Source organism: Austwickia sp. TVS 96-490-7B (assembly GCF_019331795.1).
Taxonomy (GTDB): Bacteria; Actinomycetota; Actinomycetes; order Actinomycetales; family Dermatophilaceae; genus Austwickia.
The window spans coordinates 193,089-216,545 of record NZ_JAHPZL010000003.1 but is presented as its reverse complement, the minus strand read 5'-3'; the positions used below and the strand labels follow the sequence as shown (position 1 = coordinate 216,545).

Sequence of the window (23,457 nt, the reverse complement as noted above, 5' to 3'; positions counted from 1 at the left end):
GATGTGACCGGAGTCGCCCACCACCACCCCACCGTCGAGGCACCCTCGCTGCCAGACTCACCCCATGACTGACAACGGTCGGCACATCGGCACAGTCGGGGTCATCGGCGTCGGAACCATGGGCGCCGGATTGGCCGAAGTCCTCGCTCGCAGTGGCCTCAACGTCATCGCCGTCGAGGTCGACCAGCCCAGCCTGGCCCGGGCCCACGCCTTCCTGGAGGAATCCACCCGCAACGCGGTGACCAAAGGCAAACTCACCGAACCGGCCCGCGACGCTCTGCTGTCCCGGATCACGGGCACCCTCGACTTGTCTCGCGTCGCAGCCGCCGACCTGGTCATCGAAGCCGTCCCCGAAAACATCGACCTCAAACGGGCCCTGTTTGCCGAACTCGACGGGATCGTCCGCCCTGAGGCCATCTTGGCGACCAGTTCCTCAGCGCTCTCTGTCACCGACCTGGCCATGTCCACCGCCGCCCCTCACCGCGTCATGGGGATGCACTTCTTCAACCCGGTCCCGGTGCAAGAACTCGTCGAAGTCGTCGGCACCGTCGTCACCCCACCCGCTCTCATCTCTGACATCACCACCCTGGCCTGCCGGCTCGGCAAACATCCCATCGTGGTCGGTGACACAGCCGGATTCATCGCCAATGCCCTACTGATGGGCTACCTCAACCACGCCGTGACAATGTACGAAAACAAGTACGCCACCAGGGAAGACATTGATGCGGCGATGCAACTCGGCTGCGGCTACCCTCTGGGGCCGCTCGCCCTAGCCGACCTCGTCGGTCTGGACACCTGCCGTGCGGTCTTAGAGGAGATGTATGCCCAAGGCGGAGACCGTAGACACGCTCCGGCGCCACTGTGGGCCCAGATGATTTCCGCCGGACGGCTCGGACGTAAATCCGGTCACGGGTTCTACCGCTACGACCGGCCAGGCTTTGGCGTCGTCGTACCCGAAGACATCGCGCCTTCCCCCTCCCTCGACACCACCGGCCACACCCGCCCCATCCACCGGGTCGCCGTCATCGGCAGCGGCATCATGGCCGTCGGTATCGCTGAGATCTTCGCCCGCGCCGGTCACGCCACCACCCTGGTCGCCCGCACCCCTGACACAGCCGACCGCGCCCTGAGCCGCCTCACAGCCAGCCTCGACCGAGCCCTGGCCAAAGGCAAAATCACCCCGGCACACCATGCGGACACCCTGTCCCACTGCACCACCACCATCGACCTGACCGAGCTTCACCAGGTGGATCTCGTGGTCGAAGCCGTCGCCGAAGACCTCCACGTCAAAACCGACATTTTCCGGCGGCTCGACGCCATCTGTCGCCCCGGAGCGATCCTCGCGACCACCACCTCCTCCCTCCCCGTGGTCACACTCGCCGCCGCGACCAGCCGCCCCGGCGACGTGATCGGAATGCACTTCTTCAACCCCGCCACCGTGATGCGCCTAGTCGAGGTGGTCAGCGCTGTCACCACCGCACCCGAAGTCCAAGACACCGTCACCGATCTCGCCCGCCGCCTCGGCAAACACCCCGTGCACTGCGCCGACCGAGCCGGCTTTATCGTCAACGCCCTGCTCTTCCCCTATCTCAACGACGCCGTCAAAATGCTCGCCGCGCATTACGCCTCCATCGACGACATTGACCAAGCCATGACCAGCGGATGCCACCTGCCCATGGGGCCATTCGCGCTCATGGACGTCGTCGGCCTCGACGTATCCCTCGCCATCCAACGGGAACTGCACCGCGAATACCGCGACCCCGGGCTCCGCCCCGCCCCCCTACTCGAACACATGGTCAAAGGGGGATACCTCGGACGCAAAACCGGTCACGGCTTCCGGTCTACGCCCTGTTGACGCAGGTCATCGACCCGCTGCCCATCCCATCCACCTCAGAGCACCCACCGACCTCACCCCCGGCCTGCCATCATGTCCTCATGCCTCGGGCCAACCGTCGACGACGCGACGAACGCGAACTCGACCTTTCCCGTGCCGTCGGCGGCGTCGAACGACGCGAAGAACATCCCGACGGCACCTGGTTTGTGCGTCACGTCGCAGGCCGAAATGACGCACGTCATTACGTGTGCCCAGGATGCCAACAGTCGCTGGCTGCCGCCGTACCCCACGTGGTGGCCTGGCCCGCGGACGGGGTCGGCGGGCTGGGCGACCGCCGACACTGGCACACCACCTGCTGGCGCCACCGCAGCCGCCGCCCGCCGAGAGGAGCTTGGAGATGACATCCGTCCCCCGTGCCACCGACCCCACCACCGGATCACTGCGAGTAGTCGCACCCCGGGACATCCGCGCCAACAGCATCCTGCCCGCCCACCGCGAAGACATCGAACTGCACACCGCCGACGGACTGCGTCTCGTCGGTGAACTCGCCACTCCCATCGGCAAACCCCCCGTCGCGACCCTCATCACCCTGCACCCCTTGCCCACACACGGCGGATTCATGGACAGCCACGTCTACCGCAAGGCGTCGTACCGGCTGCCAGCGCTCGCCGATGTCGCTGTCTTGCGGTTCAACACGCGTGGCACCTCTTCAGCGCGCGGTACCAGCGAAGGCGAATTCGACTACGCGCAAAGCGAGCGGTACGACGTCGCCGCCGCGATCGAGTACGCCGAGTTCCACGATTTGCCGCACCGCTGGCTGGTCGGGTGGAGCTTCGGCACCGACCTCGCCCTGATGCACGGCAACGACCCCTCGATAGAAGGCGCCATTCTGCTCTCCCCACCGTTGCGCTACAGCCATGACAGCGACCTGGAATCGTGGGCCGAATCTGGACGTCCGGTGATCGCGTTAGTGCCGGAACATGACGACTTCCTCCAACCCGGCGAAGCCGTGGAACGGTTCAGCGTGATCCCGCAGGCCAAAGTCATCCCCATCGATGGGTGCAAGCACCTGTGGGTCGGCGAAAGCTATGTCCGGCGAGCGCTCCAAGAAATCGTCGACGTGGTGCGCCCCGGCGGCGGCGAGTTGCCGACCACCTGGTTGGGGCCGATGGAGAGTGCGGACGTCACCGACGCTGAATGACGGTGGCTGCGGCCAAAGTCAGACTGCGGTCAAGGTCAGGCGCTGCGAAACCGGGTGAGCGCTGCGAGGTGTCGGTCCCTGGTCTCCGGGTCGGTCACCCCCAGCCCCTCCTGCGGGGCTAGGCAGAGCACTCCGACCTTCCCCTGGTGCGTGTTGCGGTGCACATCCCATGCGGCTTGCCCGACCTGATCCATCGGGTAGGTCTGGCTCAGCGTCGGATGAATGAGGCCTCGTTGGATCAACGCATTCGCCTGCCAGGCCTCCCGATAGTTGGCGAAATGGCTGGACACGATCCGTTTCAGGTTCATCCACAAATACCGGTTGTCGTACTCGTGGAGATATCCGGAGGTGGACGCGCAGGTGACGATGGTGCCGCCTTTACGAGCGACGAATACCGACGCACCGAATGTCTCCCGACCAGGATGCTCAAAGACAATGTCGACGTCATGTCCGCCGGTCAGGTCCCGGATGTCGGCGCCCAGGCGTCGCCATTCCTTGGGGTTTTGGACTGTGCCGGAGTCGTCCCAGAACCGGTAGTCCCGTTCGCGCCGGTCCAGCACTAACTCAGCTCCCATTGACCGGCATAAGTCAGCCTTCTCTGGGGACGACACCACGCATATTGGGGTGGCTCCACCGGCGAGCGCCAGCTGGGTGGCGTACGACCCTAAACCACCGCTGGCCCCCCAGATGAGGACCCGGTCGCCGAGTTTCATTCCGGCGCCATTGCGGGAGATCAGTTGCCGGTAGGCGGTGGAGTTGACTAGTCCGGGGCAGGCTGCTTCTTCCCAGGTCAGGTGGGCCGCTTTGGGCATCAGCTGATTGGCTTTGACGATGGCTAGTTCGGCGAGGCCGCCGAAGTTGGTTTCAAATCCCCAGATGCGTTGTTCCGGGTCCAGCATGGTGTCGTTGTGGCCGTCGTGGTGCTCCAACTCCACGGACAGACAGTGCGCGACGCATTCTTGGCCAGGACGCCACAGATGCACTCCCGGGCCGGTGTGGAGCACCACTCCGGACAGGTCTGATCCGACGATGTGATAGGGCAGGTCATGGCGGTGGGCGGTGGGGGAGAGTCGGCCGTAACGCTCCAAGAATGTAAATGTCGGCACTGGCTCAAAAATGCTCGACCAGACGGTGTTGTAGTTCACTGAACTGGCCATCACAGCGACCAGCGCCTCCCCGGGGGCAAGTGTCGGCACCGGCACCTCATCCACGTGCAGGCTGCGTCGGGGATCTTTGTCCCGGCTGGGGATACCCGCAAACATGTCCATCTCGTCGCGGTGCACTGTCACTGCCCGGAACACTTCTGGGGTCATCGCTGCGTAGCTGTCCTGGCTGCGATCTCCGGAGAGGACAGCTTCTCTGATCTGCTCAACGCTCGTCATGACGGTACTCCTGGGTCCGGGTCCTCATCGCGACAGCTGCTGCCGCCACCCTGGCCGGTCGCCGCCGCTGACGGGGGAAGAGACACCGGTGAGTTGCGTCACGTCCCCGACGTCGCTGAGGTTCTTCCGTAGGCTTCATGGATGGAGCTCGTCGAGCTGGATCTGGCTGACCATGAGCAGGCCGAACATTATTGGCGTGTCCGGGAGACCGCGTTGAGTGCGGGGCGGCCTCGGTATCAGCCCACCCGTCTGGAGGATTTCTTGGAGCTCCTCGCGCTCCCTGACGAGACCTACCGGCGACGGGTCATTGCGGTTTCCGCGCAACATTCGATGATGGGTGCTGCTGTCGAGTTGACCCCCACCGACGTTCAGTCTCAGGACGTGTGGGTGTTTCCCTTCGTGCCCCCGCATTACCGCGGCGAAGGCATCGGCAGGATGCTCATCGAGGAGCTGATCCGCCACGCTCAGGACGCGGAACGAACCCGCATGCTCTCCGCAGTCGAGTTCGCTGGGGACAATCTCGCCGAAGCCAGCCGCCACCCGTATGTCCATTTCGCACGTAGCCACGGGTTCGAGATTGGTCGACGACTGATTCGCTGGGAGCTGACTTTGCCGGTGGACCCCAGCATCCGCGCCTCTTTCGACCAGGCGGCCTACCCTCGGCTTGAGGGATACCGGTTGGCGATCTTCGAGGGGCTGCCACCACCGCAGTGGCGCGACATGTTGTGGGCGTTGCACGCTGTCTCTGACGACCACGACATGGCGCGGGAGTTGGCCGTGCAACCCGACCGCACCAGCAGCGATCCAGAAACGACCGCCACGATGTGGCTCGGGCAGGGCCATGCCATCCTGACGGCGATCGCGGTGGGCCCGCAGGACGATCTGGTCGGTTTGTGCACGGTGCGGATCCCTCCAAAACCGGAGTCTGCGGCGATCCTGCAGGGGGCGACGTACGTCGATGAGGCTCATCGGCGTCGGCGGCTCGCGCCGATGCTGCTGTTGGCTCTCAGCACGTGGATTGATACGCATGCGCCGCAGCGGAAGCATCTGCACAACACGACTGTGGAGATCGATCGCAAGATGGCGTCGCTCAGCCGGGCTTTGGGTTACCGGCCGATCGAGACGATGCTGCGGGTGTCCCGCCGTATCGTCAAGGAAATTCCACCAGAGGAGGAATCCGCTAGTCAGTCCTGATCTGTCCGAGGAATATTCAGTGGTGCCGGCACAACTCTCGTCGATAACGTCACGGTTATGACTGCTGAAGTGCGGGAACTGACATTCCACGATGATGCTTTTCTGGGTGACTATCACCGGTTGCATCAACGTGCTTTAGGGTACGGACGTCCTCACTTCGTTCCCATGTCAGAGGACCAACTTGCCACGATCCTGCGCACCTCTTCCGAACGGTGGGAGCGGCGAATCCTGGGCCTGATAGATCAGGGTCACTTAGTCGGTGCCGAGTTGGACGGGGCGGTCAGCATCGAGCAGGCGCTGCTGGACTACCCGGGTCGTTGTGCAGCCACGTGCGGATTTGTTGTCAGTCACCGGGTTGCGCTGGTGGGCGACCCAGCCGGGGCGGGACCACATCATCACCTGCAACGCCGAGGACAACGCCCCGATGGTGGCGATCAACGAGACTGCGGGATTTGAGGCGATCGAAACGATCGTGGTTTTTCGTCGGAGCAGCTAGTCGCCGCCACCCCACCGAGGGGGTGACGGCGACTGTCGTCACGATGGCTCGTGAATCTGCCTGTTAGCGACCGTAGAGTTTCGGCGCGTCCGTGCAGTTCACGTCCTTCTCCGGGAGACGCCCGGTGGACATGTAGTCCCGCATGCGGGTGAGTGCGCAGGTGCTGCGGTCGCCAGCGACATGGCCAAAGAGGTTCGTGGTGATCAGGCGGGCACCGGGAGTGGCAGCGGCAACTTTCTGCGCGTTAACGAGGGGCGTGGCCGGGTCGTGCTTGTTGCCGACGACCAGTGGCGGTGTCTGCACCTGGGGATAGAACGGGCCTCGGAAGGCACCCTTGGTCGAGCCCGGCCAGCCCGCGCACAGACTGGATGTCCAGGACCAGGCCGGTCCAAACAGCGACTGCTGGACTTCTGGGCGCTGCGCATAGTTCCACCACGCCTTGGGGTCCTTGGGGTTCACCGCGTCGGTGCACATGACGCCGTACTTGGGGAATTCCCCCTGCGCCACAGCGTCATCGGGCATCGGTGAGATCGGGGGAATGGGAGCTACCCGTGGTGGAGCTGGGGTGAACTTGGCTTTCTTGGTGGGAGTGATCTCGCGACGACGGGTCGCTCCGAGCCCCTCACCGTTGGCGAGGTCGTTGTAGTGCCAGTGGATTTCCTGGATGACGCTGCGGATCCCCTCAGGTTGAGCCAACGAGAACGCTGCCGTGGACAGCTCAGTCTCCAAGGTGTACTGAGCGGTACTGGCCCCTACGGCCGGTCCTTGGCGCAGTCGTCCGATGATGCTGTCCCACTCCTCCTCAATCCTGGCTCCGGCACGGCACGCCGATCCCGCGTCCCGACACGCCGCGAAAGCCGCCCGCAGGGTCTCTTCGGCGGAGGCCGCCGACCCGACTCGGGCCGCGACCGGGACGGTCTTCGCTGCGTTGCCGCGCCCGGTGGTCCACTCGACGGGGTCGAGTACGCCGTCCAAAATCATGCGGCCAGTGCTCTGCGGGAACATCGCGGCATAGGTGGCGCCCAGGTGGGTCCCGTAAGACATGCCGTAGAAATTCAGCACGTCGTCACCGATGGCTTTGCGCAGCAACTCCAGATCACGTGCCACATCCCCCGTGGACATGTGGTCCAGAATCGGGCGGGCCGACTCCCCGCACATGGTGCGAATGAAGTTCTCTACTTTGACGGTCGCGTTGTACTGCTGCTTGGTGGTGGGGTAGCTGGCAAGTTCTACTCCGGGGCCGGGTTGGCGACTCCAACACACCATCTTCGAACTCTCGCCGATGCCTCGCGGATCCATCGCTACGACGTCGTAGTTCTGAGTGACCTGGTTGCCGAGGACGTCGACGAAGTAGGACAGCGACTCCAGCGCCGAGCCGCCAGGACCACCCGGGTTGATGAAAATTGACCCTTGACGCTCATCAGCGTTGCGCGCCGGCAACCGCTGCAGGGACAGCTCAATGAACGGGCCCTGAGGTGCGGCGTAGTCCAGCGGCACCAACGCTTTCGTGCACTCGTACCCGCTGTTGCCGCTGCACGGCTGCCAGTCCAACGCGGGAGTGGGGGCGCCGCCGGTGGGATCGGCAGCGTGGATCGCAGCGGGAGCTGCAGCAGGAGATGTCGTGGACATCGGCGCTGCCTGAGCTGTGGTGGCTAGTGGGGCCAGGATGACAGCGGTCGCCACAGTGAGCAGAGTTCGCATGACGCGTGCCTTCGGCTTGGGGATCGGGGGTGGCGTCGGCGCACTTCGTGCTGGTCTGGCACTGATCAGCGGTGCAGGACCGGGCGATCACGTCGATGCCGTGAAGGCACGTTTTCACGCGAGAATGCTTCTCGTGACCAAGGGTTCGGCCTGATTTCGTCAAAGAACGGTGGGTGATTGACCGGAAACGACTGGAGAATGCCAAGAGGGCACTCAGTCGATGGCACGGATCATCATCGTCACGATAACGACAGGCCCGGTGCCGTAGACGACACCGGGCCCGTGGAGCATCAAGGAACGGTCAGTGACCGGTGCCCGGCTCCACCAGTTCCACCAGGACACCACCGGCGTCCTTCGGGTGGATGAAGTTGATCCGGCTGCCCGCAGTGCCCCGCTTCGGGGTTTCGTACAGCAACCGCAGCCCGCGCTCCCGCAAGGTCGCGCACACCGCGTCGACATCTTCGACCCGGTAAGCCATCTGTTGGATCCCCACGCCGCTCTTGTCGATGAATTTGGCGATCGTGGAGTTCTCATTCAACGGGGCGAGCAACTGGATGCACGACGTGGAATCGCCGACGGCCATCATCGCCTCGGCCACGCCCTGCTCCTCGTTGACCTCGCGGTGGGCCATCGTCATGCCGTACTTCTCCTCATAGAAGCGGATGGCCTCGTCGAGGTCGCGCACGGCGATGCCCACGTGGTCGATGTGGGTGAACAGTCCTGCCATGGTGTCGGTCATGCCCTCAGCCTAGGGCCGTGCTCCACGGCGTTTCAGGGACGAAAGCCCCCGCGACTGTGACCGCGGCCTCGTGTCGTATCGGGCGTGAACCCCCGGCACGCTAGATACAGTGACGGCGTCCGTGACCCCCGTCGCCGTGGGAGGCCCCATGCCCATCTCGCCCAGCACCGATCCGACAGTCCTGGTCGCCGGGGCACGGACGCCGATCGGACGCCTGATGGGAGCGCTCAAAGACGTTCCGGCCACCGCTCTGGGTGGATATGCCATCGCCGGAGCCTTGGCCCGCGCAGGGATCCCCGCCGAGCAGGTCAACCAGGTGGTGATGGGGCACGTGCTGCAAGCTGGCTGCGGCCAAATCACGGCCCGTCAGGCCGCAGTCGCTGGGGGAATCCCCATGAACGTCCCGGCAACCACCATCAACAAAGTATGTCTCTCCGGTCTCGCGGCAATCGCCCAGGCCGATCACCTGATTCGACTCGGCGAGGCCACCGTGGTCGTCGCAGGCGGCATGGAATCGATGAGCCGCGCCCCGCACCTGCTGACCGGTTCCCGAGAGGGCCACCGGTACGGCGAGGTCACCCTGCGCGACAGCATGGAGTACGACGGGCTGTGGGATGTCTTCACCGATCAAGGCATGGGCGATCTCACCGAGTCGCACAACCATGGCGAGGTCAGCCGCGCCGACCAAGATGCGTTCGCCGTACGCAGTCATCACCGCGCCGCTGACGCCTGGACTGAAGGTTTCTTCGCTGACGAAGTCGTGCCCGTGCCGGTGCCCACTCGCCGTGGGGAAACTCGCGTCGTGGACCGCGACGAAGGGGTGCGCCCAGACACCACCTCAGAGGCCCTGGCCCGGTTGCGTCCCGCTTTCCGAGCCGAAGGCACCATCACTGCCGGATCGGCCAGCCAAATCAGCGACGGCGCCTGCGCGGTCGTGCTGATGGCCCGCTCCGAAGCGGATCGACGCGGCCTGCCCTGGCTGGCCGAAATCGGTCCCTATGCCACCGTCGCCGGGCCGGACTCCACCTTGCAGGCCCAACCGGCGAATGCCATCGCCGAAGCCTGCCGCCGCGAAGGCCTGCCTCCCAGCGATCTGGACCTGGTCGAGATCAACGAAGCGTTCGCCGCCGTCGCCCTCGCCAGCATCCGACAGCTGGACGTGGCCGAGGAGCAAGTCAACCTGCACGGCGGGGCTATCGCCCTGGGGCATCCCTTAGGGATGTCTGGCGCGAGGATCGTGTTCACCCTGGCCCGGGCGCTCACCGCGCGCGGTGGAGGAGTGGGCGCGGCGGGGCTGTGTGGTGGCGGCGGGCAAGGGGACGCCATGGTCGTCCGGGTTCCCCGCTGGTAGCGACGTATCTGGCTGGCTGAGGGGGGACCGCAGGAGCAGGATCACCGTCGAGGAAAGGGCGCCTTCATGTCACGACGTACCGACGATGTCCCTGCCCTGGTCGACCAGGCCAGGCGAGGGGTTCCTCGGGCTGTGGCCCGACTGATTTCGCTGGTGGAAGACGGATCGTCGGCGTTGCCGGAGGTGATGGCCGCGGTCGCTGCCACGTCTGGACGGGCCCATGTGGTGGGTCTGACCGGCAGCCCTGGAGTGGGGAAATCCACCACCACTGACGCTGTGGTGCGGGCTTTCCGGGAGCAGGGCCGCCGGGTGGGAGTATTGGCGGTCGATCCGAGTTCGCCGTTTTCTGGTGGAGCGCTGCTCGGGGATCGGATCCGGATGCAGGATCACGCGGCTGACCCTGACGTCTTTATCCGGTCAATGGCCAGTCGGGGGCACTTGGGCGGGGTGTCGTGTGCCACCCCGCAGGCGGTGCGGGTGTTGGAGGCAGCAGGGTGCGAGGTCATTCTCATTGAGACGGTGGGGGTGGGGCAGTCAGAGGTGGAAATTGCCGGGTTGGCTGACACCACAGTGGTGCTCCTGGCTCCGGGAATGGGTGACGGAATCCAGGCGGCTAAAGCTGGCATCCTGGAAATCGGGGATGTGTTTGTGGTGAATAAGGCGGATCGTCAGGGCGCTGAGGCGACAGTGCGAGATCTGCGGCACATGATCGACTTGGGGTTGGTCGGAGACGGCCCGAGGTGGCGGCCGCCGGTGTTGACCACGGTCGCGGTGCAAGCCACCGGGATTGATGCGGTCGTCGAGGCGGTGAACGCGCACCTGGATTGGTCCCAGACTCACGGTGAACTCGATCGTCGGCGTCGCCGTCGGGCTGCTCAGGAAATCGACGCCTTGGTGATGGACAAGGTGCGTCAGCTGATGGCCGGATGGGACGGCGCGGGCAGTTTGCCTTGGGCCGCCAGCCAGGTCGCTGCGGGCAGTGCGGATGCTTTTACGGTCGCTGACCGTATTGTGGCGGCGATCACCACTGCTGGTGTCGCTGGCGGCGGGGGCGCACCTTCCCCGTCTGCTGAGTGCGCTGACGACGCCGACTAGCCTGGGCGGCATGCTTGTCGCGTTCGCTGTCGCTCCTGCCACTGCTGCCGATGACACCGGCTCCGTCCACGCTGCCGTTGCGGATGCCATTGCCATCGTGCGGGCCAGTGGCCTGCCTCATCACACTGATGCGATGTTCACCACCATCGAAGGTGACTGGGATGAATGTATGGATGTGGTGCATCGGTGTTGTGAGGCGGTGGGGCAGCACAGTGCCCGGGTGTCCTTGGTGCTGAAAGCTGATATTCGTCCTGGACGCACTGGTGAACTTCAGGGCAAATTGGATCGTCTGGAAAAGGCCCTCGACGAACGGTCGTAGTCGAGGTCTGCGGCCGCCAATCGTCCTGGCGGCGGGACCCTTCGTCGCGGAGACACCACAGTTCAGGGAGTACGCACCACCTCGCTCAGGTCAGCAGCCTGCCTAGCTGGGTAGCGTTCTGACATGACGACGACGCGGCCCTCATCAGTAGGCTTTTCCGTCCCGAATGGTGCTTCGGCGGCGGCGGGACCACTGCCGGTCTACACCCTGCCCGACTCAGCTCGGGCCAACGGTCGTCAACGGTGGCAGCAGCGGTATCGCAGTGCAGTGGCAGCCGGGGCGGTGCGTGACGCGGACTTCACCACCTTGTCTGGGGTGGAGGTTGAACCGGTCTACGGGCCGAGCGACGCCCAGGCGGAGGCTGATGGACATTTCGCTCGGATTGGCTGGCCGGGGGAGTGGCCGTTCACGCGTGGCCTGCATACGACGGGTTATCGCGGGCGGACGTGGACCATCCGACAATTCGCTGGGTTCGGCAACGCCGAGCAGACCAACGAGCGCTACCACATGATCCTCGGCCGCGGCGGTGGTGGACTCTCGGTCGCCTTCGACATGCCCACCCTGATGGGCCGCGATTCCGATGACCCGATGAGCCTCGGTGAGGTCGGTCACTGCGGTGTCGCTATCGACAGTGCCGCCGACATGGACGTGTTGTTCCGGGGGATCCGACTCGACGAGGTCACCACGTCAATGACCATCAGTGGCCCGGCCGTCCCGATGTTCTGCATGTATCTGGTCGCAGCAGAGCGTCAAGGATGTGACATCAGCAAGCTCAACGGCACCCTGCAGACGGACATCTTCAAGGAGTACATCGCTCAGAAGGAGTGGCTCTTCGCCCCCGAGCCGCACCTACGCCTGATCGGCGACCTGATGGAGTACTGCGACAGCAATATCCGCGCGTACAAGCCGCTTTCGGTCTCCGGGTACCACATCCGCGAGGCCGGGGCGACGGCCGCGCAGGAGCTGGCCTTTACTCTCGCGGACGGCTTCGGGTACGTCGAGCTCGGCCTCTCCCGCGGCCTCGACATCGACAGCTTCGCGCCGGGGCTGAGCTTCTTCTTCGACGCGCACGTCGACTTCTTCGAGGAGATCGCAAAGTTCCGTGCGGCGCGGCGCATCTGGGCGCGCTGGCTGCGCGATGTCTACGGCGCGAAGACCGAGAAGGCGCAGCAACTGCGATTCCACACCCAGACGGCCGGGGTCAGTCTGACCGCGCAGCAACCCCTCAACAACGTGGTGCGTACGGCGGTCGAGGCGCTCTCCGCGGTCCTCGGCGGCACCAACTCCCTGCACACCAACGCCCTCGACGAGACGCTCGCCCTGCCGACCGAGCAGTCTGCCGAAGTCGCCCTGCGCACCCAGCAGGTCCTCATGGAGGAGACCGGGATCGTCAACGTCGCCGACCCGCTCGGCGGCAGCTGGTACGTCGAAGCGCTCACCGACACGATCGAAGCCGAGGCCGAGCGCACTTTCGCAGCAATTCTGGAACTAGGGGAACGTGATCAATATCCCGGTGTGGGCGGCCAGATTGACCACGCAATAGGACCGATGACCTCCGGACTGCTGCGTGGGATCGAGGACGGATGGTTCACCGCGGAGATCGGTGACGCTGCCTTCCGACACCAACTGGCGGTCGAGCAAGGGGCGAAGAAAGTGGTGGGGGTCAACTGCCACACGGATTCCATCAGCCACCGGTTGGAGATCCTCAGAGTCGGTCACGAGGTCGAGAAGGAGCAGGTGCGGGTGCTGACCCAACGCCGAGCACATCGAGATCAGGTGGCCGTTGACGCGGCAGTGCAGCGCATGGTGGAAGTAGCCCGAACGGCAGAGAACATCATCCCGGCGATGGTGGCTGCGGTGCGGGTGGAAGCAACCTTGGGGGAGATCTGTGGGGCACTGATCGCCGAGTGGGGACGGCACCGGGAACCGGCGCGTTTCTGACGCTGCCGCACAGAGGCCGGTCACGTCGAGACCGCTTGGCACTCAGTCGTACTCTGAAACATAGGCGAGACACGGAGTCGGGGGACTGCCAGCGGTGACCGGCATGGTTCCACACCCACCGGAACCGTTGCCGTTTTGTGACCTTGCGCTCGCACTGGCTAGTGTGATTGTGCTGACCCAACTGCCGCCAGTAAAGGACCTCTTGTGCCTTCACCCTCAGGATTACTACGACAGAGGCTGACCCCCCTGTCGGTTGCCGCGTTCGCGCTCGGTGCCCTGTTACTGGTCGGCGGTCTCATTCTGGCCGTCATGCTGGGTCCCTCCGGCCAAGTCCAAGCGCAGGCCAAGGTCGCCTCACCCGGCGTCGTACTGATCCGCGAAGATGTCCTCCATGCCTCATCGTCCCCGGCGAAGATCCGGGTGACCGGCAGCTCAGGCGGATCAGTGACGGCAGTCCGGATGCTCGACGTCGACGCGCTCGAAACGCTGAAAACCACCCGTCACACCACGTTGAACGGGGTCTCCTTCCTGTCAGGTTCGCTATCGGTCGAGGAGAGCGGCGAGGGCTCCCTACCGCAAAAGTTCAACGTCGACACCTTCCTCGCGCAACCCCAAAGCGGCGATGGCGTATCAATCGAGCTGCCGCCCAGCGAGATCCCGCAAGCACTGATCGTGTACCCCGGAGGAGAGGGCTCGCCCCGCGAAGAAGCACTCGAGGTCGAAGTGACCTGGCAAAACATGCTGTGGTTCTTCGAAGCAGTCCTGGTGGCACTCATCGGTGTGGCCCTACTCGGACTCGGGGCAGCTGGCCTCGGACTGTTGGATCGATTCCGCAAGGTCCCAGCAGAAGCGGCCCAGGGAGGCAGCCGCGCCGACCGTGGCTCGGAGCCAGCAGCTGACACGGGCTCCATCACCGGCGGCCGGCGCGACCTGCGCTCGCGGAGCGGACGCAGCGGTCGAGCGATGACCGGTCCTGCCGCCAAGATCCCCGAGGCTGCTGCGGTCGCAGACCCCACGTCAGAGCAGACCACCTCCCGTCGAGCTGGCATTGCCGCTGCTGGGGCAGCTGCAGCCGGTGTTGCTGGCTCGTGGCGTCACCGGGTCAAGGGTCTACCCATGGTTGATCGGCTCACTGGTGGATCTGCGGCAGGCAGTGCCGCAGCAGCCGATGCTGATCGGTCTGACACCGCTGAGGGTGGGCGTCGTGGCCGAGCCGCTGCTCGGCGGAAAAACAGTGACACCCCGACCGGGCCTCAGCCAGCGAGCACTGGCGACGACGACGCCCGCACCGCGCCCATCTCGGCCTCCGAGATCACGAGCACGGGGCCGTTGCCGAGCAGCCCGGCTGCGCCGCCCATGCCCGCGGCGCCGACCACCCCGTCGGCGGCGTCCATCTCCGGACCGGGATCAGCACCGATCAGCTCAGGTCTGCCCCCACGGAGCATGCCGTCGCGCTCTGCAGCAACCTCTATTCCGGACCTGACCGACCCCCAGACTCCGTCCTGGTTGGCGTTGCCACCCACGTCGCCTTCGCCCCAGGGAGTCCCCACCCCACCATCGACGCCTCCGGCAGCGACCGTGGGCATCGCGGCTATTCCGCCCGCGTCAGACACCGGAGCGGCGACCGCGCCGTTCACGCAGATCCCGGAGCCGTCGGTGAACCCCGCTGGTCCTACCACCGAGACGGGCCAGACTCGTGCATCCCGGAACCGATCCGGCGAGCCTGATGGATCGCCTGCGGCCCCCGGACGACGGTCTGCGAGCAAGGAGTCGGCGGCCGCTGACCGTTTCAAGAAGATGTTCCGGTCAGGCAAATCCCAACGCTCGGATCAGGGCCCATCGAAGACATCCAACACCGACCCGAAAACAGGGGAGCGCGACCAGTGAGGCGTCAGAGCACCATGGCCACGATGGCCGCAGCATCGGTCCTGGCGGCGACCGTGACGTTAGCCGGATGCGGCGCCCCCGGTCTTCCGGGGGCGCCTAGCCTGCTCGACAGCCCCGGAGCAGCGGTCACCCAAGACCAGTCGAGTCGCATCATGGAACGGGTGATGGCCGCTGACACCGACGTTCGCGAAGGCAAACCAGAGGCCATCTCCCACCTCAACGCCATCTACGCCGGTGAGGGCGCTCGTGCTGTCAAAGCCAACCAGACTCTCACCGCATCGAAAGCCAAATCCCTGCCGAAGGGCGCCCCCAGCGATGTGAAGGTCCTGGCCACCTCCCGCGGCACCGACTACCCGAGATATTTGTTGGGGGCATCGCTTCCACCAGGCAACAAGCAGCCGCTGCTGCACATGATCGTGGGCACCGACGTTCGTACGCCGTATCGCATTGCCATGAGCGCCCAGATGCTGCCCACCGCGCACATCAACGCCTTCTACGCCGCCAATGAAGGCAGCCCGGTGGTCACCGACGGCAGCGACATGAATGTCAAGCCCGTCGATCTCCTCAAGGCGTACGCCGATGGGCTGTCCGACAAGGCCCCGGAAAATCCGCCCTACGACCCGGACACGTTCTCCGAGCAAATCCACAAGAAGGCAAAAGAGTTCGATCAGGACTACGAGGCCATCACCACAGTCGCTCGTAGTAACCAGGTCATGGCTGACCCGATGGTTGCGATGCGGCAACTCAACGGCGACACCATGGTGATGGGTGCGATCGAACGCACCGAGATCTACACGATCAAACCAGGCAAGCAGATGAAAACTCCAGGGCTGGTCGCCCCGTTCCTCCCTGGACGCGCCATTCTGGTCCAGAAAGCCCAGGTCCAGGTGATGCAGTTCCTGGTGTTTATCCTGCCCAAGGACGGCAAAGCCAAGCTGGTCGCAGCCACTGAACAGGTCGTTGGCGCCTCCGGGTTCTGACCTCAGACTTCCCGTCGGTACGTCGTGAAACACGATGCGACGTACCGATGGGGCGCTGGTTCGCCGCAGTGCATCGTTGTCGGACAGAATGGGCGCCATGAGCTTGCCCGGATCCCCTTCCGGCGCCCTGCGCGGCGCCGTCGACCTGTCCTCGCTCGGCCGTACTCCGCGCCCTCCGGTGACACCGGGCGCCCCTGCCGGTGCCTCAGGGGCACGTGGCGCGGTCACTGAAGTCACTGATGCCAGTTTTGAAGAGGCGTTCCTGGCCACGCGGGACGTGGCTGCGCTCTTTGTCATCTATGACGGCGAGTCGCCGCAGACCCGCGGTGCAGTAGATGCAGCCGTCGAGGCTGCCGCCGGTTGCGATGGCCGATTGCGGGTGTGTGCCGTTGACGTCCGACTCGCCCCCCGGTTGGCGCAGGGCTTGGGAGTGCAGCAAGTCCCGGTGACGATGGCCGTGATTGCTGGGCAACCGGTGCCGCTGTTTGCTGGGGTGCAGCCAGCAGCGCAGCTACGACCGGTATGCGAGCAGGTGTTGCAGCTGGCAGCACAGAACGGAGTGACCGGCCGGGTCGAGCCGACCGCTCAGGTCGACCCGATTGGTGATGACCAGCCGCAGATCCCACCGTTGCATGCGCGCGCTGTCGAGGCCATCGATGCTGGTGATCTCGCCGGTGCTGTCGCGGCGTACGAGCAAGCATTAAAAGAAAATCCAGCGGATGCTGACGCCAAGGTGGGTGTGGCGCAGGTGCGGCTGCTGCAGCGAGTGGACGGCGCTGACTTAGTGGCGGCCCGGCAGGCCGCTGCCGCCGACCCGGACTCGATTGAAGCGGCGCTTCTGGTCGCTGACCTCGACCTCGTTGGGGGGCACGTGGAGGACGCCTTCGCGCGCCTGATCGATCTGGTACGTCGTACGAGCGAGGACGACCGGGACGCAGTCCGGGCTCGTCTGCTAGAGCTGTTCGAGCTGGTCGGGGCCAGCGATGACCGCGTGACTAAAGCTCGTCGAGCGCTGATGAGTGCGTTGTTCTGAGCTGATCAGGTGGTCTCAGCTGCGACAACCGGCTGAGACCACCTGTCTGGTGTGCCCCGGCATCCTGCGCGGGAGCCGCTTAACGCCGTCGCCACTGGACTAGCCCACTCGTGGGGGTAGCAGTAACTCAGTCATCAACATCCGCTTCAATACCCCGGCAGCAATCCACCACACCGGCAAGGATGCACCCCAGGGCACCACATACGGGCAGCACCTGACGCAGGTTACCGCCTGTATCGCTGACAACACTTCAGACCTGGGCTTTCATAGGCGCGCCCTTGGCCAGGCAGACGGGAGCGGATCATGATCGTGGACCTGCAGGATGTCGTAGTTCGCCACCCACGTTCGTCCTTCCAAATGGCCATCCCCTCGGTGCAGATCGATGCCGGGGAGTTCGTCGCCGTGGGCGGCCCGTCGGGAACGGGCAAATCCACCCTTTTGGACGTGTGCGCCGGCATGATCGCGGCGACGTCTGGGAAGGTCGAGGTCCTCGACCTCGACCTGAGAAAGAGACGTGCACGCCGCGTAGTGCGACGCAGGGGCACCTACCTGGTCCAGCGAGGATCGGTAGTGGAGTATCTCACCGCGCTGGAAAACATTGTGGTCGCTGGAGAGATCGCGGGCATTCGGCGAGACATACCTGCGGCTCGAGCCGCGCTAGAGACAGTCGGACTGCTCGACCAAGCCGCGTCTCGTGTGTCGAACATGTCCGGAGGACAGCGTCAGCGAGTGGCCATGGCCAGTGCCGTGTACCGCCGGTCCCCACTGGTATGGGCCGATGAGCCCACCTCGGCATTGGATGCCGCTAACTCCGATCTGGTCCTCGCCGGTTTGCGCGACCTGGCACACCAGGCAGGAGCCGCCGTCATGTGTGTCACCCATGACACCGTCCGCGCCGAGGCCTTTGCCGATCGTCTCCTCGTCATCCGCGACGGATCAGTTGTCGAGGACCTCCGACGTACAGACCCTTCTATGACCACTCAGGCTCCCCCTACTCACGAGGGAGTGCTGAGATGAGAGCCATGTGGCGTCCGGCAGCTACCAGCGTGACCCGGGCCTTCAGCGCCTTCATTGCTCCCATTCTGGTGTATGCCCTAGCCACCGCCGGAATGATCGCACTGACTGCACTGGTCTCCGCCTCGATCGCTGGCGGTGGCAACACCGGAGCTTTAACCATCTTCCTCGTCACCACCGCGGTTGGCCTGCTGGCCATCGCCTGCAGTGTCATCGATGTGGTGCGAGCAGGTTTCGAGGCCGACTTGGCCGCTCTGGCCGCGCTGGGTTGCTCCCCGGTGAGTATCCGTATGTTCACAGCTACCCAGTCACTGAGCGCCTTCGGCCTGTCTCTGCCCTTAGGCACGGCTGCCGCTGCCCCTGTCTACGGGGTGCTGCTGTGGTTGCTGCGCACCGGCAAGTTCCATGGCTTGCCCCACGATTCTCCCGACTGGGTGTCCTCGTTCCTGATCGGCATCGCAGTGACCGCAGTGCTCGCTCTGATCGGAGGATGGCGCGCGCGACCCCTGCGCACCGACCGACGAACCGGCAGTCGTCGCGTCATGGCCCACGCCCCGCGTATCGCAGCTGGCGCGGCTGCCGTCGTCGGCGCTGTCGCTCTGCTGATGAACGCCGGTACCAGCGGCCTTGGAGCACTCTTCGGAAGCGCTCTGGTGTGGGTGCTGGCCGCTGTGCTCCTCGCTCCGGCGTTATTCACCTTGCTGTGCCTGGCACCTGGGCTAGCTCACGCCTGGCCCGTCGGATGGTCCGCGCGCGTCGCCCTGACTCGTGATCGGCTCTTTGGGCTTTCCTCAAGCGTGACGGTCGCCACCCTGGCCTTGATCCTGTTCACCGCACTGGTATCGATGGTCGGCACCGTGGAACGAGTTCAGCGAGCCGCTCTAGCAGACCTGTTCACCCCCACTGCCGCGGTCGTCACCAGCCACGACGGAGCTTTGCTACCCCGAGAATTCGCTACCAGGATTTGCCGGACTGCACCCAGCTGCATCGGCCTGGTCCATATCGCTCCCGATACCAGCGATCAGCATGGCACTGCCTACTCTGACAGTCGCACCCGCCAAGCGCTGCTCACTGATACAGCTGACGCTGAGGCCACTCACTCCGGCCAGGTCATATGGACCTCTCCCGAGAACGGATTCACCGGTTCCCCCTGGCAACGGCTGCGTGACGGAGCTGCGCCCGAGATCTCTGGCACTTGGCGTGCTCTGCCCGTCCTGACCACACCCGCAACCATCACCGACCCCACTGTGCAGGTGATTCGCGCTCGCTCCTGGGCCGCTGAGGGACCTTCCCAAGCTGTGCTCAGGGGATCCGGGGCCGCCGACATCGCCCCCATGCTCGCACCCCTGATCACTTTGTCGTTGCTGTTCAGTGCGGCCGCAGTTTACCTGCTCAACGCCAGCTTCTATCGCACCACCCGCGTCACCACAGCTCTCGGGGCGACCACGGCGGGAGACCTACTCACTGTGTTTTGGGATGCATTGGCTCGCACCCTGACGGTGTATCTGCTCACCCTGATCACCTGGTGGGGCATGGCCCACGGAGTGGCTCGGGTCGCCACCCACCACGCTGTCACTCCCACCAGCCCCCCAGTCCTGCTACATCTCGCTTTCCTGGCCCTGCTGGTCATCACTACCGCTGGTGGCGTCCTGGGTACTCGCGCTGGCCGGAGGCTGGCCTGACTCTCGCAGCTCGTTCATCCACCTCATGTTTTGCCCAGGCTGCAGCCAATAACTGTGTCACTAAAGCTCGTCGATCGTTGATGAGTGCGTTGTTCTGAGCTGATCAGGTGGTCTCAGCTGCGACAACCGGCTGAGACCACCTGTCTGGTGTGCCCCGTCGTCCTGCGCGGGAGCCGCTTAACGCCGTCGCCACTGGACTAGCCCACTCGTGGTGCCCACAAGGATCACAACGCCAGTAGCCGCCATCGCGGATCGGACCCAGTCGTAGGGGATATGCGCGCCGCGACTTGAGTCCAAGAGAAGGCCCCACGCCAACTCATTGCCGAGGATGGCGATCCCCAGCCCCATCACTGCGGGAATAACAATCGTCATGGTGATGACGGTGATCACTGTGCCGACCAGGACTGCCGGGCTGATGCCGATCGCATCCAGGCTGGTGCGGTAATCCCGGAGGCTACGAGTGTGAAAGATGGCAACAGCACACGTCAGAACGAGAAAGACAAGGCCACTGCCGACGGCAGCCCAGGTCAGAGTCGGTGGGACGGTGATTTTTTCCGGGGCCTTGTGGACGGTGATGTAGGAATCGTCAAAGTTCTGTTCCTTCGGAGCGCGGAGGGCTGCGGTGATCTGAGCAGGGCTGGCCTGGTCATAGACCCAATAAGGGACATCCATCGGCCAACCGGCTTGACGGGCTCGCTCGGCAGAGATAAATCCCATCCCTTGGACGACGTACTCTTTCGGTGTGTTGCGAATGATGGAAACAGGAACTTTCGCGGGGGTATTGGAATTCTGAGCTTCCTTAAACTCCACCACGGATCCTTCTGCGAGAGTGAGCCCGTCCTTCTCTGCAAAGACGAGGATTCCTCCGGCGGAAAAATGTTGAATTTGCGCAGGCGTCAGGGGGTGGCCGATCAATCGTTCAATGTCATGGGCGGTGTCCATTGCGAATGGTAGCCCTTGCATGATATCTGTGGGATCGATCAAAACATATCGCATGGCGATAGGGTTGCTGAGCTGTGTCGCCGCTTCGAAGTCACGCCGCAGTCGCTGATTGACGCCTCCGGAATAAATTTGCTCCCTGCCCAGAGCGACCTGATTCTGACCGATATGTGCGACGCGGAGCGCATTGGCGTGAAAATCGTTGGTGGCGGTGGTGATCGCCGATGCCAGTGGCAGCGACAGGCAGATCATGACAGCAATCATGGTTAAGAGAGTGCTGGTGGCATACCGGGTGGTACGGCGGATCCCCAAGAGGATCGGGACGGGAAGCCGTCCGTGATGGTCCTGATAAGAGATGAGCAGGAACGCACCGGCGACAGCGCCCACTGTGCACCATATCATCACCCAAAGAGAGAGTCCCGAGGCATTGTGAGGTCTGCTGACAAAACCTGTGTAGGCCAGCCATGTAGCGCCGATAATCAACGCTACCCGTCGGATGCTCCTCATCAATGTGCGCATGGTTTTAGTCATGGTGGAGTTGGCAATGCGCTTCAAAGCTGAGGCAAGGAGCTGCTGGCTGAGAGCGATCACTGTGGCAATCAAGATCGGGATGAGAGCGCTGATTGCACTGACGATCAGCACGGTGATGGGCAAGATCTCAGGGCTGAGGGGTTGATTAGCATAAGAATTCAGGGCGGGGCGAAGAAATCGCCCAACAGCGTCACCGGTGAGCACTGCAGTGCTGATGGTGATCAAGGCTCCGATGATGAGCGTTCCAGCTTGGATGAGAGTGCTGGTGCTATACGGGATCCCTAGGGCCCAGAGCTGATCACGGACCTGACGTCGATAGGCCTGTCCCGTGATGATCAGAGCCGTGCTGCTGACTGCAGGAAGAAGCCATAACGGAATCCAACCCGCGATGTAGGGGGCGCGCTGGTAGTAGTCGCTCCACGACCGATCGGTGGCCCTGCGGGTGGTCCAAGAGTGCGCTATATCGTCGCGGTAGTTCGCCGCGTCGATACGGGTGAGCTGATGGGCGATATTGGCGGTTGCCGCAGTCACAGTGGCGCGATCGCCCCCGTCAAATCTCACCTGTGCACTCACCTGCGGTTTGGAGTAGCGATCACCATGGCGGCTCACTGCATCCATGATCCGGGCGATAGCGCCAGGCGCGGCATAAATGTCCTGAGCGGATCGGTCAAATTCGTCACGGACGGTACCGACGATGTGAAAGGTGGTTGTCCCGCCGTAGAGTTCCAGACGCTGCGGCTCGCCGAGGGCGCGATGCAGCGCAGAGGAGAGAGCCACATCTTGAGATTGATGTGGCCAAGCGCCATGGCTGAGCCGATACCGCTCAGGATGTGCGTCGTCGCCCCATCGACCTTCATGTATCGTGGGGCGAAGGTCTTTTCTGTCTTTGACATTCAGGGCCTCGGTCAGCAGAACAATATCGGGACGCGACCCTCCTGAGGCGGTCACTATCTCGGGAATTTTCTGGCGGAAAGGGCAGTCCCGCAGCGGGTGGCATGTCCCCGTTGACATACTGAATGAGTGCTGTCGATCGCCGAGGATCTTCTCGTTCATTTGCGCTGCAGTCAATTGGCTGGCAGCTCCCCAGTGATGAAGAAAAGCGAGCGCGGCTACGGCAATCCATAGCACTATTGTCCCGCCCCACCAGGACGGCCGAGCAAGGGTGCGGCGTAACTCCATCCCTGCTAAGCCAGCGATCTTTAGCCTATCCGTGCTACGTGGCATCATCAGCCCTTGGATCCCAGGAGACGATGTGGCGAGTGGGGGTCATGTGTGACGACTCATGGACGCCGTTTCATACAGGCTGCCATCATCGATGATCAGGATTCGATCAGCCCAGTCTTGAACGAGGAGATCGTGGGTAGCGATCACGACGGCTGCGCCGCGGTCAGCTATGTCCCTCAGGGTGGTGATGACGTCGACGGTCGCGGTTTTGTCCAGGGCGCCTGTTGGCTCGTCAGCGAGGAGGATCTGTTTGTGACCGGCAAGGGCGCGGGCGATACCGATGCGTTGTTGCTCACCGCCGGACATGGATTGTGGTTTGCGATCGAGGAAATCGCCGAGTCCGAGCTCGTTGAGGCTGTCAGAGGCAAGGGCCATGGACTGTGCGCGGGAGCGTCCCTGCGCACGTAGTGGGAGGGCCACGTTTTCTGCTGCAGTGAGTTCTTCGAGGAGGTTGCCGTGTTGGAAGATCACCCCGATGTGGTGGAGTCGGGCTAGTGCGCGTCGGCGGGACGAGAGCACATGCATGCGCTGGCTGTTGACGACTACTTCACCTTGATCGGGAAGTTCGAGTCCTGCGCAGATCTTCAACAGGGTGCTTTTTCCGGAACCGGATGGTCCCATGAGGGCGATAAGTTCGCCATTATTTATGCCGAGATCGACGTTGTTAATGACTTGTCGCCTTGCTGGTCCCGATTCAAACGACTTGCTGATGGATGTCAGTCGAATCGTCAAGCTTCCCCCTGTTAGTGACACATCAAATTCGCATTGATGACCTTATTCATCGATGCCTTTTTGAATCAATAAGCGCTAATAATATGGCCTGGAACCTAGCATTGCTAAAAGTTGATTGTCAACTCATAGAGTGAATTCAGGGGCCATGCTTGCCGCTTCTTCAGTATGTGAATTCCTTTGTG

The 23,457-nt window shown here is 63.8% G+C and carries 19 protein-coding genes; 13 read left to right on the top strand and 6 right to left on the bottom strand.

Features of this window, described 5'->3' with window-relative positions:
- Window positions 1-64 precede the first annotated feature (64 nt).
- Window positions 65-1,855, top strand: coding sequence for a 3-hydroxyacyl-CoA dehydrogenase family protein (locus KEM60_RS03585; protein WP_219106132.1), 1,791 nt, complete (start codon window positions 65-67; stop codon window positions 1,853-1,855).
- Between the two features lie 53 nt (window positions 1,856-1,908).
- Here the strand turns inward: KEM60_RS03585 and KEM60_RS16810 are convergent, their stop codons facing one another.
- The gene (locus KEM60_RS16810; RefSeq protein WP_219106131.1) at window positions 1,909-2,238 is read right to left on the bottom strand and encodes a hypothetical protein; all 330 of its coding nucleotides are present in this window, start codon (window positions 2,236-2,238) and stop codon (window positions 1,909-1,911) included.
- Here KEM60_RS16810 and KEM60_RS03575 point away from each other — a divergent pair.
- The gene (locus KEM60_RS03575) at window positions 2,232-3,035 is read left to right on the top strand and encodes an alpha/beta hydrolase (RefSeq protein WP_219106130.1); all 804 of its coding nucleotides are present in this window, start codon (window positions 2,232-2,234) and stop codon (window positions 3,033-3,035) included. The genes KEM60_RS16810 and KEM60_RS03575 overlap by 7 nt on opposite strands.
- A gap of 35 nt (window positions 3,036-3,070) precedes the next feature.
- Here KEM60_RS03575 and ccrA read toward each other — a convergent pair whose 3' ends face one another.
- Window positions 3,071-4,417, bottom strand: coding sequence for a crotonyl-CoA carboxylase/reductase (gene ccrA, locus KEM60_RS03570; RefSeq protein ID WP_219106129.1), 1,347 nt, complete (start codon window positions 4,415-4,417; stop codon window positions 3,071-3,073).
- Between the two features lie 141 nt (window positions 4,418-4,558).
- On the opposite strand from ccrA, the gene KEM60_RS03565 reads away from it, so the two are divergent.
- Both KEM60_RS03565 and KEM60_RS03560 read left to right on the top strand, forming a co-directional pair.
- Window positions 4,559-5,611: a GNAT family N-acetyltransferase gene (locus KEM60_RS03565; protein WP_219106128.1), complete on the top strand. Its 1,053-nt coding sequence runs from the start codon at window positions 4,559-4,561 to the stop codon at window positions 5,609-5,611.
- Between the two features lie 57 nt (window positions 5,612-5,668).
- Entirely contained in the window at window positions 5,669-6,067 is a 399-nt protein-coding gene (locus tag KEM60_RS03560; protein WP_219106127.1) for a hypothetical protein, read from the top strand.
- A gap of 103 nt (window positions 6,068-6,170) precedes the next feature.
- On the opposite strand, the gene KEM60_RS03555 is transcribed toward KEM60_RS03560, so the two are convergent.
- Both KEM60_RS03555 and mce read right to left on the bottom strand, forming a co-directional pair.
- A complete protein-coding gene (locus KEM60_RS03555; protein ID WP_219106126.1) occupies window positions 6,171-7,808 on the bottom strand; it encodes an alpha/beta hydrolase in 1,638 nt (545 codons plus the stop codon).
- A gap of 301 nt (window positions 7,809-8,109) precedes the next feature.
- Complete coding sequence (gene mce, locus KEM60_RS03550; protein WP_219106125.1) at window positions 8,110-8,547, bottom strand: methylmalonyl-CoA epimerase; 438 nt, start codon at window positions 8,545-8,547, stop codon at window positions 8,110-8,112.
- A 148-nt stretch (window positions 8,548-8,695) separates the two neighbouring features.
- On the opposite strand from mce, the gene KEM60_RS03545 reads away from it, so the two are divergent.
- From KEM60_RS03545 to KEM60_RS03505, 9 genes are all read left to right on the top strand, one after another.
- Window positions 8,696-9,898: an acetyl-CoA C-acetyltransferase gene (locus KEM60_RS03545; protein ID WP_219106124.1), complete on the top strand. Its 1,203-nt coding sequence runs from the start codon at window positions 8,696-8,698 to the stop codon at window positions 9,896-9,898.
- Between the two features lie 66 nt (window positions 9,899-9,964).
- On the top strand, window positions 9,965-10,993 hold the full coding sequence (gene meaB / locus KEM60_RS03540) for a methylmalonyl Co-A mutase-associated GTPase MeaB (RefSeq protein WP_219106123.1): 1,029 nt from the start codon (window positions 9,965-9,967) through the stop codon (window positions 10,991-10,993).
- A gap of 10 nt (window positions 10,994-11,003) precedes the next feature.
- Window positions 11,004-11,312 carry a thiamine-binding protein gene (locus KEM60_RS03535; RefSeq protein WP_219106122.1) on the top strand — a complete coding sequence of 103 codons (309 nt, stop codon included), beginning with the start codon at window positions 11,004-11,006 and terminating at the stop codon, window positions 11,310-11,312.
- Window positions 11,313-11,435: 123 nt separating this feature from the next.
- Complete coding sequence (locus KEM60_RS03530) at window positions 11,436-13,253, top strand: methylmalonyl-CoA mutase (protein ID WP_219106121.1); 1,818 nt, start codon at window positions 11,436-11,438, stop codon at window positions 13,251-13,253.
- A 309-nt stretch (window positions 13,254-13,562) separates the two neighbouring features.
- Window positions 13,563-15,140 (top strand): hypothetical protein, encoded by a 1,578-nt coding sequence (locus KEM60_RS03525; RefSeq protein ID WP_219106120.1) that lies wholly within the window; start codon window positions 13,563-13,565, stop codon window positions 15,138-15,140.
- A gap of 23 nt (window positions 15,141-15,163) precedes the next feature.
- Window positions 15,164-16,120 carry a hypothetical protein gene (locus KEM60_RS03520; protein ID WP_219106119.1) on the top strand — a complete coding sequence of 319 codons (957 nt, stop codon included), beginning with the start codon at window positions 15,164-15,166 and terminating at the stop codon, window positions 16,118-16,120.
- A 97-nt stretch (window positions 16,121-16,217) separates the two neighbouring features.
- Complete coding sequence (locus KEM60_RS03515; protein WP_219106118.1) at window positions 16,218-17,153, top strand: tetratricopeptide repeat protein; 936 nt, start codon at window positions 16,218-16,220, stop codon at window positions 17,151-17,153.
- 303 nt (window positions 17,154-17,456) lie between these two features.
- Window positions 17,457-18,170 (top strand): ABC transporter ATP-binding protein, encoded by a 714-nt coding sequence (locus tag KEM60_RS03510; RefSeq protein WP_219106117.1) that lies wholly within the window; start codon window positions 17,457-17,459, stop codon window positions 18,168-18,170.
- Window positions 18,167-19,849, top strand: a complete 1,683-nt coding sequence (locus KEM60_RS03505; protein WP_219106116.1) for a hypothetical protein — start codon at window positions 18,167-18,169, stop codon at window positions 19,847-19,849. The genes KEM60_RS03510 and KEM60_RS03505 overlap by 4 nt, the downstream gene beginning before the upstream one ends.
- Before the next feature lie 177 nt (window positions 19,850-20,026).
- Here the strand turns inward: KEM60_RS03505 and KEM60_RS03500 are convergent, their stop codons facing one another.
- Complete coding sequence (locus KEM60_RS03500) at window positions 20,027-22,096, bottom strand: hypothetical protein (RefSeq protein WP_219106115.1); 2,070 nt, start codon at window positions 22,094-22,096, stop codon at window positions 20,027-20,029.
- Between the two features lie 489 nt (window positions 22,097-22,585).
- Window positions 22,586-23,275 (bottom strand): ABC transporter ATP-binding protein, encoded by a 690-nt coding sequence (locus KEM60_RS03495; RefSeq protein WP_255574199.1) that lies wholly within the window; start codon window positions 23,273-23,275, stop codon window positions 22,586-22,588.
- Window positions 23,276-23,457 lie beyond the last annotated feature (182 nt).

Excerpts from the sequence above, each read along its gene's own strand:
- KEM60_RS03585 (WP_219106132.1), top strand. The coding sequence starts at position 65 with ATGACTGACAACGGTCGGCACATCGGCACAGTCGGGGTCATCGGCGTC.
- KEM60_RS03575 (WP_219106130.1), top strand. The coding sequence starts at position 2,232 with ATGACATCCGTCCCCCGTGCCACCGACCCCACCACCGGATCACTGCGA.
- KEM60_RS16810 (WP_219106131.1), bottom strand. The coding sequence starts at position 2,238 with ATGTCATCTCCAAGCTCCTCTCGGCGGGCGGCGGCTGCGGTGGCGCCA.
- ccrA (WP_219106129.1), bottom strand. The coding sequence starts at position 4,417 with ATGACGAGCGTTGAGCAGATCAGAGAAGCTGTCCTCTCCGGAGATCGC.
- KEM60_RS03565 (WP_219106128.1), top strand. The coding sequence starts at position 4,559 with ATGGAGCTCGTCGAGCTGGATCTGGCTGACCATGAGCAGGCCGAACAT.
- KEM60_RS03560 (WP_219106127.1), top strand. The coding sequence starts at position 5,669 with ATGACTGCTGAAGTGCGGGAACTGACATTCCACGATGATGCTTTTCTG.
- KEM60_RS03555 (WP_219106126.1), bottom strand. The coding sequence starts at position 7,808 with ATGCGAACTCTGCTCACTGTGGCGACCGCTGTCATCCTGGCCCCACTA.
- mce (WP_219106125.1), bottom strand. The coding sequence starts at position 8,547 with ATGACCGACACCATGGCAGGACTGTTCACCCACATCGACCACGTGGGC.
- KEM60_RS03545 (WP_219106124.1), top strand. The coding sequence starts at position 8,696 with ATGCCCATCTCGCCCAGCACCGATCCGACAGTCCTGGTCGCCGGGGCA.
- meaB (WP_219106123.1), top strand. The coding sequence starts at position 9,965 with ATGTCACGACGTACCGACGATGTCCCTGCCCTGGTCGACCAGGCCAGG.
- KEM60_RS03535 (WP_219106122.1), top strand. The coding sequence starts at position 11,004 with ATGCTTGTCGCGTTCGCTGTCGCTCCTGCCACTGCTGCCGATGACACC.
- KEM60_RS03530 (WP_219106121.1), top strand. The coding sequence starts at position 11,436 with ATGACGACGACGCGGCCCTCATCAGTAGGCTTTTCCGTCCCGAATGGT.
- KEM60_RS03525 (WP_219106120.1), top strand. The coding sequence starts at position 13,563 with ATGCTGGGTCCCTCCGGCCAAGTCCAAGCGCAGGCCAAGGTCGCCTCA.
- KEM60_RS03520 (WP_219106119.1), top strand. The coding sequence starts at position 15,164 with ATGGCCGCAGCATCGGTCCTGGCGGCGACCGTGACGTTAGCCGGATGC.
- KEM60_RS03515 (WP_219106118.1), top strand. The coding sequence starts at position 16,218 with ATGAGCTTGCCCGGATCCCCTTCCGGCGCCCTGCGCGGCGCCGTCGAC.
- KEM60_RS03510 (WP_219106117.1), top strand. The coding sequence starts at position 17,457 with ATGATCGTGGACCTGCAGGATGTCGTAGTTCGCCACCCACGTTCGTCC.
- KEM60_RS03505 (WP_219106116.1), top strand. The coding sequence starts at position 18,167 with ATGAGAGCCATGTGGCGTCCGGCAGCTACCAGCGTGACCCGGGCCTTC.